Source organism: Blastomonas fulva, from assembly GCF_003431825.1.
GTDB classification, from domain to species: domain Bacteria; phylum Pseudomonadota; class Alphaproteobacteria; order Sphingomonadales; family Sphingomonadaceae; genus Blastomonas; species Blastomonas fulva.
In genome coordinates this window covers 503,002-517,090 of the sequence record NZ_CP020083.1, presented here as the reverse complement: position 1 = coordinate 517,090, position 14,089 = coordinate 503,002, and the positions used below count along the sequence as shown (strand labels likewise).

Sequence of the window (14,089 nt, the reverse complement as noted above, 5' to 3'; positions counted from 1 at the left end):
TGATCGGTGCATGACATCGATGACACTGCCGATCCGGACGATAGCCCTGTTGGCGCTCGCCGCTGCAGCGCCGCTGTGCGCCCAGGATTCGCGGAAGACCTCGATAGACGGTCGCTGCCAGTACCCCGAAAAGGTGGTGAAAAACCGCGCCGAGACCGTCTTGATCCTATGTGACACGGTGGAGATCGACCAGGGCTCGGCGCGTGCGACGCTCGATTTCGCCCAGCGCAGCTGGGGTTCGATGGCGCGGTTCACTGGGAGCATGTCCAGCGACACGATGGCCATATCGCAAGTGACGCTTCGCGACGGGCGGCGGCTGTCCGCGACAGGCACCTGCAGGATGCATCGCCGCAAGGATGGCGAGCTTGCCGTCATTAGCTGCCTGGCAAAGGCAGGCGCGCGCACGTTCGCCGCGAATTTCGTTCCCTCTCGCGTCTGAAGCACCAACGACTCAGTCGTCAGCAGTTGGGCCCATGCCGTCTCGGCGAAGCACAGGTCAGCCGTTACGCCGACAACCCGTCGATCGCAGCCCAGCCGGTGGTGATTGCCGCAATCTGGAGCGACCGTCGCCGCGTCATGCCGCCCAAGGCCACGACCGGCAACTGTGACAGCCGCGCGAGGCTGGCGAACCTTGCGACGCCCAGCGCCATGCCGCCCGGATGCGTTCGCGTGGCAAACACCGGAGAGATCAGCGCTGCCGCCCGGTCCGCTGCAGAGGCATGGGCGTGGGCAAGTTCGCGCATGTCGTGCACCGTAAGCAGCCCGATCAAGCCGTTCGCTGCGCCGCCGCCGGGCGCTCCATAATATCCGTCCGCCCGCCAGCGCCGTGCCATCCGGGCATCGCCTGCCAGCACGATCACCCCGCCGCGCCTGCGGATCAGCTTTGCCAGCCGGTCGAACCGTGCGCGACGCGCTTCGGGCGGGAGGTGGTAATGGCGGAACACCAGCCCCGATCCGTGCGACAGCCTCGCGATCGACCGTTCCAGCTGCGCATCGTTGCGCGCATCGCTGATCAGCCAGATTCGCGGCAGGGCTGATTTTCCGGGCTGGCGGCGGCGCATGACCCGGCTTATAGCCCCGCCCCATGACCACGCATAGCCTTGCCGCAGACACCCCGCTCGCGACGATCCGCGCGAATATCGCCCAGTCCGAGAAGATCGCCGGACGCCCGACGGGAGCGACCACGCTGATTGCGATTTCCAAGACCAAACCGGTCGAGGCGATCGAGGACCTGATCGCGCAGGGGCAAAGGGTGTTCGGCGAAAATCGGGTGCAGGAGGCCGAGGCCAAATTCCCCGAACTGCGCGCGCGCTATCCCGATCTCGAACTGCACATGGTCGGCCAGCTGCAATCGAACAAGGCGGACGATGCCGTCGCGTTGTTCGATGTCATCCACTCGCTCGACCGCATGTCGCTCGCCAAGGCGCTCGCCACCGCGATGACCAAGGCGGGGCGGCAGGTGCCGTGCTTCATCCAGGTCAATATCGGCGAGGAGGAGCAGAAGGGCGGTTGCGCGCTTGCCGATCTGCCGCAGTTCCTCGAACAGGTGCGCGCGCTGGGCCTGCCGGTCGTCGGCCTGATGGCGGTGCCGCCCGCCGATGTCGAACCCTCGCCCTACTTCGCGCTGCTCGCCAAGCTGGCACGCGATCATGGGCTCGACCAGCTCAGCATGGGCATGTCGGGCGACTATGAGACCGCGGTCCGCATGGGCGCGACGCATGTGCGCATCGGCTCTGCTCTGTTCGGGGCCCGCTGACAAGTATCGGATCGGCAATCTGCTCCAGATTGGATCTATCTGGACATCAATACTGGCACGCAGTCCAAACCTTAGTCTATAACTTGTCCCCGTTGCGGGGGCCACGATGCGAACATTTATTCTTCATATTCTTGCTGCGCTCTTGATCCTGTCGTTCGCCGGTGGTCCAATCCACGCTCAAGAGCGATCCGCAACCCGGCAGGGATTTGCCCTGCCAGCCAAAAGCGGCAAGAAGATCCTGCTGATGCGTCCCACGATGCGGGTTGGCGAACAGTCCACCGGAGGCATGTTCGAACCCAATTCAGATTGGACCGAGCAGGCCCGCGCCAATATCGGTATCGCGCTGGATGGGCTGCAACGCAGCCTGGGCAATGACGTCATCATCGCGCCGCCAGCCTATGGCGAGGACGCCCGCGCCTTGAACGAGCACATGGCGCTGTTTGCGGCGGTGTCGCAGGCGGTGATCCAGTACCAGTTCTTCGTCGGCAACCGCCTTCCAACCAAGAAGCGCGACAACAAGGCGGAGGTCTTTGACTGGTCGCTAGGCGAAGGCGTCGGGAACCTGCCCGGCGCTGAGGGCGCGGACTATGCGCTATTCATCTATAACCGTGATGTCTACGGATCGACCGGGCGCAAGATGCTGCAACTGGTTGGTGCGCTGGCCGGCGTCGGCGTCTCGTCGGGCGAGCATGTCGGCTATGCCGGGCTTGTCGACCTGAAGACCGGCGAACTGCTGTGGCTCAATGCCGACGCGCAGATGGGCGGCGATGTGCGCGAGAAGGATGGCGCCGAAAAGCGTATCCGGCAGTTGCTCGAGGATTTTCCGGGAAGCATGATCGCCGAAAGCGAAACTGCCCCCGATGCCGGACCCGGCAAATGATCACGCGGGCTTTCCTTGCAGCGTGTGTCGCGCTGGCGTGGCTCGCAGGGGCGGGTCAGGCAACCGCGCAACCTGCGCTTGTGCCACCCTATACCGTAGCCTATCAGCCGGTGGGCGTGGATGAAATCGGCTGGTGGCGCGAGATGGATGAGGAAGAAGCCGTCCTCGCGCAATCCGATCTCGTCATCCGCGACGAGACTTTGAACGCGTATGTGCGCAAGGTGCTGTGCGATACGGTCGGGTCAGATCGCTGCAACGCGGTCCGCATCTACATCGTGCGCGCGCCATTTTTCAACGCCAGCATGACGGCCAACGGCACCATGCGTGTCTTCACCGGGCTGTTGCTGCGCGTGCAGAACGAGGCTGAACTGGGGACGGTGCTCGGTCATGAGTTCGGTCATTTCGAAAATCGGCATATCCTTGGGAAGTTCAAGGCACGGCGATCGGGCACCGATGTCCTCGCCTGGGCGGCGGTTCTGGGGAGCCTCGCTCCATCGTATGACGTCGTTCGGACGTACCGTAATCTCGAGTTCTCCATTTACGGCAACCTGTACCGCTATGGGCGGGATCAGGAACGTGAGGCAGACCGGCTCGCAATTGCCTATTTGAACAACAGCGCGTTGCGACCGCAGGCAGCTTCACAAATGTGGGATAACCTGATGGCAGAGGCGGAGGCATCTGCGCGTGGCCGAGGACTGAAGAAGCCCAAGTTCGATGCCATCGCCTTTGCGGCCTCGCACCCGCCCAATGCCGAACGCGCAGGATATCTGGCCGAGCTCGCCCGCCCGGATGCCGCGACGCGCGACGATGGCGCTGAGCGCTATCGCGAGGCGCTTGCGCCGTGGCTGGGCATGTTCCTCGACGACCAGATCAAGCTCAACGATTTCGGTGCGAGCGAGTATCTGCTCCAGGCGCTGGCGCAAGGCGGCTGGACCGCGCAGCTGCACCATGCGCGCGGCGAGCTTTACCGGATGCGCGGCGCCCCGCGCGACCTGGTCAACGCCGCGCAATTCTATGCAGACGCGATCGCGCTCGACCCCGCGCATGCAGAGGCGAACCGCGGTCTTGGTCTGTCGCTGCTCAAGACCGGGCAGGCCGGGGCAGGGCAGGCCGCGCTGCAACGCTATCTGGATCTCAAGCCCGATGCATCCGATGCCCGGTTGATCCGGATGATGATCCCCGACCAAGGAGCCGCACAATGAAGGACGCTCCGATTGGTCTGCTGGTCGGATGGCTGGCCGTAGCGCTGGCATCCGCTCCGTTTGCCGCCCATGCGCACAAGTTGCGCGAGCGTGGCGCGCCTGTTGCGGTTGCCGATACGCCGCTCACCGTCACGCCGTCGCGCGACTGGAACCGGCTCGATGTGCGCCTTGGCAAGAACACCGAGCACTGGACGGTCGATGGCGAGCAGCTCAATGATGTGACCTTCTTCGCTGCGATCACGCCGGGCCAGCCCTTGGTCCGTGAACGCAGCAAGAAGCGCGAGCCGCTGCCCAGGTTCACCAAGGCCACCCTGCTGGTCGAAGTGCCCGAGCTGCTCGAGACCACTTGGCGCACCTACAAGCGCAGCGGATCGTTCCAGATGACAGGGATCGAACCGGGGCGGTTTCTGGGCGCGGACGGGGTGCATTTCACCTATGAGTTCGTCGATCAGGACGAATTGCCCCGCCGGGGCGAGGCGCGCGCGGCGATCATTGCGGGCAAGCTCTACATGATCAGCTTCGAGGCGCCGCGCCTGCATTATTTCGCAGCCGGCATCGAGGATTTCCGCAAGCTTGCCGACAGCGCGCGGTTGCCCTGAGCCAAGCGCCGCATTCGCCTTGCTGAACGATCGGACAGGTGCCTGGCAATTCTAGCTGTGACAGAGCCGGGTCCCCGCCGCTCGCGACGGTCTTGCGCATTCGAACACTGCGCCGGATCATATCATTATGAGAATCACTTGCATTAGCAATCCATGCGCTTTAGACCCTTGGCATCTCGGCGGCGCAAACCCATGCGCGCCACATCAGATCAAAAGAGGCGATGGCCGGTGCCGCAGGAAACAGTGCAACACAGCGGAACGGGTGCGGGCGGGATGCCTGCGCGCGATACTGTGCTGCGCTGGGTAATGGCGGGTCCGCTCGCGCTGATCGCTGCGGTCGTGACCATGGCCTCGATGCCGCTGTGGCTGCCCGGCGGCGCTGCCGGGATCGACAATCTGATCTGGCCGATCCTTCTCTTTCCGGCGCTATGGGCTGTCTATTTTCTCTACGCGCTGATCGAGGCGCGGCCGCTGCGCGGTACCGGGGTGATCACGGCGATCATCCTGGCCAATGCCGCGCTCATCTACAGCCGTTTCTGAGCCTCAGGGGATCGCGCACATGAGTCTCGTCAATCAGGCAACCTCCAAAAGGCTGCTCGCGGTGCATGGCTGGTCGGGCGTGCTGCTTGGACTGTTCCTCTATGTCGTGGTGATCACTGGCACCGTGGCGGTGCTGTCGCAGGAGATCGGCGCCTGGTCGATCAGCGGCGCGAGGACGCAAGCGCCGTTCAGCCAGCCGCTCGATGCCAGGGTCAGGCAGCTTGCTCAGACGGTCGAGCCGAAATATCGCGAGGACATCAAGATCTATCCCAATGCGTCGGGGACGATGCTGGTGTTCTTCCACACCCATGGCGTGAACTCGGCGGGCAAGCCCGACGATGTCGGCGTGCGTTTCCTGCTTGAACCCGGCACGCTCAAGGTTGCCGCGCGCGACGAGGGTTATGGCAGCGAACTGCCCGAGGATCGCGACAGTGCGCTCGATTATTTCATCTCGATCTTGCACATCAGCCTGCACGCGCCCGACCCGGTGGGGCTGTATCTCACAGGGCTTGCGGGCTTCGTGATGCTGTTCGCGGTGATCTCCGGCATCATCCTCCACCGCCACCTGATCAAGGACCTGTTCGTCGCGCCGCGGCTGTCGAGCCGCCTGCTCAACCGGCGCGACCGGCACATTCTGGCGGGCAGTTGGAGCCTGCCGTTCGGATTTCTGCTTGCCTTTACCGGCACTTTCTTCAGCTTTGCAGGCGCCATCGGGCTGCCGATCGTGGCGATGGTGGCCTTTGGCGGTGACCAGGAAAAGATGACCGAAACGCTTGTCGGTGCACCCGAAACGGTCAGCGAGCGTCCGGCGGACATGGCCAATCTGGACTCTATGATCGCCCGATCGGTCGCGCGGACCGGGACGCAGCCCAGCTTCGTTTCGATCGCGCATTGGGGCACCGCCGATTCCAGGGCATATCTCTATCACCTGCCCTCGGGCCGCGCGGTCGAGGCCAGCATGCATGTCTATGACATGGCGAGCGGGCGCTACCACGGGGTGAAGCCCGACCTCGGTACCAGGCCTTCGTTCGGCAGCACGGTCTATGCCTGGATGGGGCCGCTGCACTTCGGTCATTTCGCCGGGTTGCTCTCCAAGCTGATCTGGGTCTCGCTGGGTCTGGCGGCGAGCTATGTCACGCTCACCGGGCTCAGGCTGTGGGTCGAGCGCAGGCCCGATATGCCTTCGGGCCGGGTGCTGGGGGTCGCGATCCCGATGGTGGGCTATGGCGTTCCGATCGGCCTGACCGGCGCGGCGCTGGGCTTTCTGCGCAATTATCCCGCGGGCGATCCGGTGTCCGGCACCGCGTTGGGTTTCGTCTGGGGTTGCGCCTTCGCGGTGTTGCTGGCGGGCGTGCTGATCCGCCGCGGCGATGCGAGCGCGGTGTTCATGGCGGTGCTCGGGCTGGCGATGGTCGCGCTGCCGCTGGCGCGGCTGGCGACCGGCGGGCAGGGCTGGCCGGATCTGGTGGGGGCGGGCCAAGCCGTGGTGGTGATGATCGATCTGATGCTGCTGGCGGGCGGAGTGTTTGCGCTCCATCGCTCGCGGCGCGGCGATGCCATCGGCAGATCGGCGCGCGGCGAGGGGCAGGCCTCGGCAGCGGTGCCAGCCGAATGAGCACGCTGTCGCTGTTTGCCGCCGCTACCGCCATCAGCCTGCTGGCGGTCATCTATCTGCTGTATACCGACACCAAGCGCATCCGCGTCTTCCGCCTCAACCGTGCCCGCGCCTTGCCCCGCTACAGGCGCGCTGGCTGGGCGCTCGCCTTTGCCCCCGGCGCGGGGCTGCTCGCCCTGGGCGAACTCAGCGCCTTTCTCGCCTGGTGCGGTGCGATCACCGTGCTGGCCTGGCTCGTCGTCGCACGCACACCAGCAGACGATCGCTGAGATTGCGCGCAGGTGGTTGCTAGCCTGCGGGCATCCGATCGAGCGTCATCTCGAAGAACTTCATCCATTTCGATCCGCCATCGACCGAAGCTTCGCCAGTTTCGATCCAGCGATCGCCTGTCACTTCGCTGCGATAGCGGATCAGCCGGCCCGGCACCGTGATTGTCCACACCAGCCGGTTCGGGGTCTCCAGCACGGCGGGGAATGTTCCGGCCTGACCTTCGCGCGTATAGCTGCGCATGGTGAACTCGCCGGGTTTGCCGCTGGCGCTGAGCACGGCAAACGCTTCGAACACAGTCACGCCTGCATTGGCGGGATCGCTCCCGGTGCCCTCGATGGTGATGATGTTGCCATCGAGCCTCGAGGTGATCCGCTCGTGTTGGCGAAATTCCATGCGGCCTTGCCCCATGTCGACCCACCCTTCACCGGTCCATTCGCCCACCAGATAATTCAGCGGAGCGGCGGCATCCCTTGCATGCGTCGGCATGGTTGTTGCCGGGACTGCCAGCAGCGCGGCAGCCATGACCGTCATGGCTCGTTTAAGGTGTTTGATCGTAATCATTTTTCTGCTCCGTCGCCAATACCCGTGTTTGACGCCAAGAATAGGAAGGCATTATGCTGCAGACTTGATCAAATCGGACATGCCTGTGCGCTACGAGGAATTTTCGCCCGATCCACTGCTGGCCCCCTTTGTCGAGGCCTTTTGGCAATTTTCGCTCGATCCGTCAGACCCTGACCGGATTGTCCACACCATCGTGCCCGACGGATCCGTCTCGCTGGCAGCGAGCTTCTGGAGCGGCAGGCTGGTTGGCGTCGAACTGGTCGGCGCCGCGGAGATCGCGCAGACGGTGCAGCTTGTCCAGGGGATGACGGTGGTCGGCGCGCGGCTGCGCCCCGGGGCATCACTGACGCTGATCGGCATCGCCCCGCTCCAGATCGCCGGCACCATGCAATCGCTGCCGCAGAGCCACTGGGCCTTTGCAGCCTTTGAGCGGGGGCTGGAAGGCCTCACCGCCGCGCTCGAGGCGCGGATCGGTGATTTGTCGCCACCGGATGCCGTCATCGCTGCTGCCGCCGAGGCCATGGACGCGGGACGTCCGGTGGCTGCGGTCGCAGCCGCATTGGGGCTCAGCCCGCGCCAGCTGCAGCGCCGCTTCCTCGCCGCTACCGGTCTGGCGCCCAAGGCCTGGCAACGCGTGCGTCGTCAGCGGTTCGCCTGGATAAACCATGTCACTGGCGATGCCACCAATCTCACTCAGGCGGCGTACAGTGCCGGCTTTGCCGACAGCGCGCATTTCAGCCGCGAGACGCGGCGGAGCTTCCACCTTTCGGCGGGAGAGGTCGCCGCCTATCTTGCCACCATCGATCACGGCCCCCTGCAAACCCCGTCGGGTCGATGAGCGACAGGCAGGCGCTCACAAAGCCACGTGCGCCTCAGTCGGTCACGTCGTCCAGCGTGAAATAGCCCTGTTTGAGCGCCTTGAGCACCAGCTGCGCGCGGTTGGCGACGGCGAGGCGGCGGCGGGCGTCGGTGAGATATTCGCTCACGGTCTGGTCGGATATCCCCAGTACGCTGGCGATTTCCCAGCTGGTCATGCCACGCGCGACCAGCTTGATGCAGTCGACCTGGCGCGGGGACAACCTCTCGGCGAGGTCAGCTGCGGCGTCGGGATGGTGCGATTGCCACAGGCTGCGCGCCTGCTGACCGGCCGCCGTGCCCAGCAGGATCGCCACCATGAACAGGCGAGCGGGCAGCGGGCCATTGTCGGGGATCACGAAATGGGCGGACACCGTGGGCATGTCGGGCATGTGGCTCGCCACGGTGCAGCCCGAAGCCAGCCCCAGCTTGCGCGATTCTTCCAGATATTCGCGCTGGATGCGGGTGAGCGGGATAATCGATTCGAGGTCGGTCCAGCGGATCGCGCCCCCCCGGCGCTGGCAGGCGGCCAGGATCGGGCTCGACAGGCCATAGTCGCGGCGGTTGAACAGGTCCTTCCACGCCTGGGGATAGTTGCTCAGCACGTCGGGCCGCATCAGCCCGGACTGAACATGGACATGACGCGCGATGGCCGCATATCCGAAGCCCAGCGTGCGCGCGTGTTCCACGGTCACCCGCAGCACATCATCCAGCGTGGAAGCTGACTCGATCGCCCCCCAGGCGTGCTCGACATGATCCATATCCGGCATAGACTGTTCCGGCGCACCTTCGATAAAGTGATGGGTTCGGCGATAAAATGATGGGTGTGGCGAAGGCGCGAGGGCCCCGCCGGCAGAATGGTCAATGGTTTGCAAACCATTGAGAGCAAACTATTTGCTCGCTGCTCAACAGGCAATGATTATACGGTTACATTGGTCCGGAACGGAGTCATCTCCCGGGTGTGGCCGGGGTTAAGGGGGGTGCCAGGGGTAGCCGGGGAGGCTCAGGCGCCCGGAACGCCCAGCGCGGCTGCCGCCTCGCGCACGCGGCGCTGATCGGCCGCCTTGTTCTTCAACGCTGCGGTCGCGTCGCGCAGCGCGGTCTGCGCCTTGCCGGTCTCGCCCAGCTGCATCCGGCTGCGCAGCAGCATGATCCAGCCATCGGTGTCACCCGGCTCGCGCTTGAGCCGGTCGGCAAGGCCATCGACCATCTGCGCGACCATCATGTCCTGCTGGCCCTGGGGCAGCGCGGCGGCAGCAGCCATCTGGTCGGGGCTGGGGCCGGGGATGCCGGCGGTGGCGGCCTGCGCGCCATCGGTCCGGAACCCGCCGCTGGCGGGCGCGAACTTCGCCGATGCGAGCCGCTTTTCCACCTCGATGCCGCGCTCCTTGCCGACGTTGCGGATCACGTCGCGAATGTCCTTGGCATAAGGCGCATCGGCGGGGGTTTCGGCGAGCAGGCCGAACCAGTCCTCGATCGCCTCGGCATGCTTGCCATCGATGTCCTTGGCCGCGGCGAGGAAATAGCGCGCGCGCGCATCCTTGGGGTCGATCTCGACCGCGCGCTTGAACGCGGCTCGGGCATCCGGGCTGATCGCCTCGTCCTTGCTCGCCATCACCAGCGCTTCGCCCAGCATCGAATGATATTCCGAATTGCCCGGTGCGAGCTGGATCGCGCGGCGCATGGCCGTGGCGGATTCGGCAAAGCGCCCGGTCTCGAAATAGCTCCAGCCCAGCATCCGCCAGCCCTCGGCATCACCGGGATTGTCCTGCAGCCGCGCTTCCAGCCCGGCGATCACCTCGTCGACCGAGGCGGGCTCGCCATTGGCCCCGACCGGCGCTGTCGGCGCTGCGGCACTTGGAGCCTGATCGGTATAGAGCTTGTAGCCCACCGCACCCGCCGCGATCAGCGCCGCGCACAGCAAAGCGATGCGCGCCGCGCCGAATCCGCCTTGCGGGCCTTCCACCGCAGCAGCCTGTGCAGGCAGCGGGGCCGGGGTTTGCTGGGTGCTCTCGGTCATCAGGGTGTCTCTTTGTCCGCGTGTCAGGCCATCATGCTAGCCGATCGGCCACAATTTCCAATTTCTAAGTGGTAAAGATCACATTCTTTGCTAGAAATATGGCCATAGGGTTCGCAACCGAATTTTGGGCAAGTTCTTGCGGCTGCGGAGCATTCTGGCGTTCGCCGTACCGATCGGGGAGATATCGGGCGGTGCAATGTCGGGCTGGTCTGCCTCAGCCATGCAAGCGTGGACGCTCGCGCGTCCGCAAATGGGGGACGCGAACCTGTGAGCGAGATTTTCCGCGTTGCGATCATCGGGTCAGGCCCGGCGGGCAAGAGCGCTGCCGGACGCGCCGCGAGCCTCGGGATGAGCCACATCCTGCTCGAAAAGACCGATCACCTCTCTGATACGATCTACAAATACCAGAAGGGCAAGCACGTGATGGCGACGCCATCGCAGCTGGTGCTGCGCTCCGACCAGGAGTTCGAGGCGGGCAAGCGCGAGGCGATCCTGGAAAAGTGGAACGCGCGCACCAGGGAACTGGGCGTCAACGTCAAGTTCAACGCTGAGGCCAAGGCGATCCGAGGAACCGGGCCTGCGATCGAGGGCAGCGTGCATGTCATCGAACAGCGCGGCCGCGATGGATCGATCACCAAGAAGGAAATCCAGCGCTACGCCCCTCCCTATGAGATCGTGCTGACCAACGGCGAGACAATCATGGCGGAAAACGTCGTGTTCGCTATCGGCACCCAGGGCAATCCCAATCGCATGCGATGCCCGGGCGGCGATCTGCCGCATGTGCAGTATCAGCTCGACGATCCCACCGAATATGTCGACGAGCACATCGTCGTGATCGGCGCGGGCGATGCGGGGATTGAGAATGCGCGCGGTCTTGCCGAGGATTCGGCGCAGGGCAATGTCGTCACCATCGTCAGCCGCGGCCCCGAGGCACCCAGCCCCAAGGAGAGCTTCCCGACCGCCAAGGAGGCCAATGCGCTGGCGCTGCTGGGCGATCGCAATGCCGGCAAGCTCAACATCCGGTTCGAGACCGACACCGCCAGTGTCGAACCGGGCTGGATCACCTTCAGCACCCGCGACGGCGAGGAACGGGTGCGCTGCGACCGGATCATCGCGCGTATTGGCTCCGCCCCGCCGCGCGCGTTCATCGAGGAGTGCGGCATCGCGTTCACCAGCGCCGACCGCCTTGCCTTCCCGCAATTGTCGCCGGTGTTCGAATCGACTGCACCGGGAATCTTCGTCATCGGCGCGCTGGCAGGCTATCCGCTGATCAAGCATTGCATGAACCAGGGCTATGACGTCATCGAGTTCATCAACGGCAACACCGAGCTGAAACCCGCCGACGAGCCAATCCTCGAAGCCAAGTTCCGCGACCTTCCGGGCCGCAAGTCGGTGGCCGAATGGCTCGACCTTCTGCGCGAGAACGTGACGATCCTCAACGGCATGAACCCGCTGCAGATGCGCGAGTTCATGCTCGATTCCGATGCCAAATTCTATCGCAAGGGCGACGTGATCTTCGAACGCGCTGCGCCTGGATCATCACTGTTCGCGATCGCGCAAGGCTCGGTCGCGGTGCAGATCGACCCCAACGACACATCGAAGACCGTGCCGATCGGGCAGGGATCGATCTTTGGCGAGGTGGGGCTGATCTCGGGGCGCCGTCGCGGCGCGACCGTGATCGCCGCCGAGGACACGATCTGCGTCGAGATATCGCGCAACGCGGCGCTCAAGCTGCAAAGCCAGGTGCCCACCGCCAAGAAGGCGATCGAGCGCATCTCGACCGAGCGGCTGCTGTTGCAGATGTTCGGATCGGGCCTCAAGCCCGACGATATCGCCGAGGTGGTGCAGACCAGCAAGATCCGCCAGATCAAGCCCGGCGAGGCGATCCTCAAGGAAGGCGACGAGGGCAACGAGATCTATGTGATCCGCGTCGGATCGATGATCGTCGAGAAGGAAATCGGCGGCAAGCCGGTGTTCCTGTCGTACCTTCCCGCAGGTTCGTATGTCGGCGAAATGGCGCTGATCGCGGGGGGCAGGCGCACCGCGACGGTCAAGGCGGCGATCAAGTCCGAGGTCATCCAGATCGATGGCGATGCGTTCAAGAAGGTGCTCGAGGCGCATCCCGAACTGCTCAAGCGCGCCAAGCGCGACATGGCCAGCCGCCAGGATATCAACGCGTTCATCGAGGCGAAAAAGGACAGCTTCTCGGGCGTGGTCGACATGTATTCGGGCGTCGCCAACTTCCTTGTCGAAAACGGCATCGGCGAGGCGACCGACGTGCTGCTGATCGACGAGACGCTGTGCGTCGGCTGCGACAATTGCGAAAAGGCATGCGCCGACAGCCATGACGGGCTCTCGCGGCTCGATCGCGAGGCGGGGCGCTCCTACGCCCACCTGCATGTTCCGACCAGCTGCCGCCACTGCGAACACCCGCACTGCATGGCCGATTGCCCGCCCAACGCGATCAACCGCGGACCCGATGGCGAGGTCTATATCAACGACACCTGCATCGGCTGCGGCAACTGCCAGCGCAACTGCCCTTATGGCGTGATCCGCATGGACAAGGTGCCGCCCAAGAAGCCCAGCCTGCTGTCGTGGCTGTTCTTCGGCTTTGGCCCCGGGCCTGGCGAACCGAGCAAGAAATGGGCGTATGCCAACAGCGATCCCGGCGTCGAAAAGCCCAAAAAGGCGATCAAGTGCGACATGTGCGCCGGCATCGAAGGGGGGCCAAGCTGCGTGCGTGCCTGCCCGACGGGCGCGGCGATCCGCGTCGCGCCAGACGAGTTCCTGACCGTCGCCCGGCTCGAGCAGGAGGAGGCCTGAACCATGGCTAGCCAGGCCCAACCCGCCGCGCCTGTGGTGCGCAAGAAAACCACCGGTCGCCAGCGCAATTCGATGCACGATGGCTTTCTGCGGCATCGCAACTTCCGCTGGATGAAGATCGCCACGGTGCTCAGCATCACATGCCTTGTGAGCTATTTCCTGGTCGATGTGCAGCCGCGCCACAATGGCGGGTCCTGGTATGGGTACACGCTCGGCACCATCGGGGCGTTGCTGATCCTCTGGCTGACCTGCCTTGGCTTGCGCAAGCGCGCGATCACGCCGGGGGGATGGTCGCTGAAAGCCTGGACCAGCGCGCATGTGTATCTGGGCTTGAGCCTGATCGTCATTGGAACGCTGCACACCGGCTTCCAGCTTGGCTGGAACGTGCACACGCTGGCATGGTCGCTGATGATGATCGTGATCATTTCGGGCATCGTCGGCATCTATTTCTACGCGACGCTGCCCGACAATCTGTCGAACAACCGCGCTGACAACGACGGCGCGGTGACCGAGCGGATGATGATCGAGCAGTTGCGATCGCTCGACCGGCAGTTGCACGATGCAGCCCAGCCGCTCGATCCCGCGCAGGCGGCGCTGGTGCAGGCCTCGCTTGAGCAGGATCCGTTCGACGGCAATTTCTTCCAGCGCATCGGCAACAGCTATGGCGGCTGCGAGACCCGCGCGGCGATCGCCGAACTGCGCCGGATGCGCGCCTATCAGCCCAGGATGGGCGACGACCCGCTCGACAAGGTCGACGGGCTCTTGCAGCGCAAGGAATCGACGCTGGCACGGCTGCGCAAGCACCTTCAGATCAAGTCGATGCTGCAGGTATGGCTGTTCGTGCATGTGCCGATGACCTTTGCGCTGCTCGCCGCGCTGTCGGCGCATATTTTCAGCGTGTTTTTCTATTGGTGATCGAAAGGTCCGGGGCAGGGGCCTGGCGGGCGGGTTTGTGACGGTTTTGGGGG

Annotated in this window: 15 protein-coding genes; 11 read left to right on the top strand and 4 right to left on the bottom strand. The window is 64.5% G+C overall.

From position 1 onward, the window contains the following. The first annotated feature begins 10 nt into the window (after positions 1-10). Entirely contained in the window at positions 11-439 is a 429-nt protein-coding gene (locus B5J99_RS02475; RefSeq protein WP_117351363.1) for a hypothetical protein, read from the top strand. Between the two features lie 64 nt (positions 440-503). Here B5J99_RS02475 and B5J99_RS02470 read toward each other — a convergent pair whose 3' ends face one another. Continuing rightward, positions 504-1,061, bottom strand: coding sequence for a thiamine phosphate synthase (locus B5J99_RS02470; protein ID WP_117351362.1), 558 nt, complete (start codon positions 1,059-1,061; stop codon positions 504-506). A gap of 23 nt (positions 1,062-1,084) precedes the next feature. Here B5J99_RS02470 and B5J99_RS02465 point away from each other — a divergent pair, with 23 nt between their 5' ends. The 7 genes from B5J99_RS02465 (at position 1,085) to B5J99_RS02435 (ending at position 6,861) form a co-directional block, all read left to right on the top strand. Continuing rightward, complete coding sequence (locus B5J99_RS02465) at positions 1,085-1,756, top strand: YggS family pyridoxal phosphate-dependent enzyme (protein ID WP_117351361.1); 672 nt, start codon at positions 1,085-1,087, stop codon at positions 1,754-1,756. Between the two features lie 106 nt (positions 1,757-1,862). Beyond that, positions 1,863-2,636, top strand: coding sequence for a hypothetical protein (locus tag B5J99_RS02460; protein WP_117351360.1), 774 nt, complete (start codon positions 1,863-1,865; stop codon positions 2,634-2,636). Further along, complete coding sequence (locus B5J99_RS02455; protein WP_117351359.1) at positions 2,633-3,838, top strand: M48 family metallopeptidase; 1,206 nt, start codon at positions 2,633-2,635, stop codon at positions 3,836-3,838. Before B5J99_RS02460 ends, B5J99_RS02455 begins: the two co-directional genes overlap by 4 nt. Next, entirely contained in the window at positions 3,835-4,437 is a 603-nt protein-coding gene (locus B5J99_RS02450) for a hypothetical protein (RefSeq protein WP_117351358.1), read from the top strand. The genes B5J99_RS02455 and B5J99_RS02450 overlap by 4 nt, the downstream gene beginning before the upstream one ends. Positions 4,438-4,665: 228 nt before the next feature. Beyond that, positions 4,666-4,977, top strand: coding sequence for a hypothetical protein (locus B5J99_RS02445; RefSeq protein ID WP_083231439.1), 312 nt, complete (start codon positions 4,666-4,668; stop codon positions 4,975-4,977). A 19-nt stretch (positions 4,978-4,996) separates the two neighbouring features. After that, positions 4,997-6,592 carry a PepSY-associated TM helix domain-containing protein gene (locus B5J99_RS02440; protein ID WP_162892420.1) on the top strand — a complete coding sequence of 532 codons (1,596 nt, stop codon included), beginning with the start codon at positions 4,997-4,999 and terminating at the stop codon, positions 6,590-6,592. Beyond that, positions 6,589-6,861, top strand: coding sequence for a hypothetical protein (locus tag B5J99_RS02435; RefSeq protein ID WP_054134031.1), 273 nt, complete (start codon positions 6,589-6,591; stop codon positions 6,859-6,861). The genes B5J99_RS02440 and B5J99_RS02435 overlap by 4 nt, the downstream gene beginning before the upstream one ends. Before the next feature lie 19 nt (positions 6,862-6,880). On the opposite strand, the gene B5J99_RS02430 is transcribed toward B5J99_RS02435, so the two are convergent. After that, positions 6,881-7,393 carry a hypothetical protein gene (locus B5J99_RS02430; protein ID WP_117351356.1) on the bottom strand — a complete coding sequence of 171 codons (513 nt, stop codon included), beginning with the start codon at positions 7,391-7,393 and terminating at the stop codon, positions 6,881-6,883. A 109-nt stretch (positions 7,394-7,502) separates the two neighbouring features. Between B5J99_RS02430 and B5J99_RS02425 the strand changes: the two genes are divergently transcribed. Continuing rightward, positions 7,503-8,261 carry a helix-turn-helix domain-containing protein gene (locus tag B5J99_RS02425; protein WP_162892419.1) on the top strand — a complete coding sequence of 253 codons (759 nt, stop codon included), beginning with the start codon at positions 7,503-7,505 and terminating at the stop codon, positions 8,259-8,261. A gap of 34 nt (positions 8,262-8,295) precedes the next feature. On the opposite strand, the gene B5J99_RS02420 is transcribed toward B5J99_RS02425, so the two are convergent. After that, a complete protein-coding gene (locus tag B5J99_RS02420) occupies positions 8,296-9,048 on the bottom strand; it encodes a helix-turn-helix transcriptional regulator (RefSeq protein ID WP_082382160.1) in 753 nt (250 codons plus the stop codon). A 233-nt stretch (positions 9,049-9,281) separates the two neighbouring features. Beyond that, positions 9,282-10,298 carry a tetratricopeptide repeat protein gene (locus B5J99_RS02415; RefSeq protein WP_054134035.1) on the bottom strand — a complete coding sequence of 339 codons (1,017 nt, stop codon included), beginning with the start codon at positions 10,296-10,298 and terminating at the stop codon, positions 9,282-9,284. A gap of 267 nt (positions 10,299-10,565) precedes the next feature. Between B5J99_RS02415 and B5J99_RS02410 the strand changes: the two genes are divergently transcribed. Beyond that, complete coding sequence (locus B5J99_RS02410; protein WP_054134036.1) at positions 10,566-13,121, top strand: cyclic nucleotide-binding domain-containing protein; 2,556 nt, start codon at positions 10,566-10,568, stop codon at positions 13,119-13,121. A 3-nt stretch (positions 13,122-13,124) separates the two neighbouring features. Then, positions 13,125-14,036, top strand: a complete 912-nt coding sequence (locus tag B5J99_RS02405; RefSeq protein ID WP_054134037.1) for a hypothetical protein — start codon at positions 13,125-13,127, stop codon at positions 14,034-14,036. Positions 14,037-14,089: the final 53 nt, after the last annotated feature.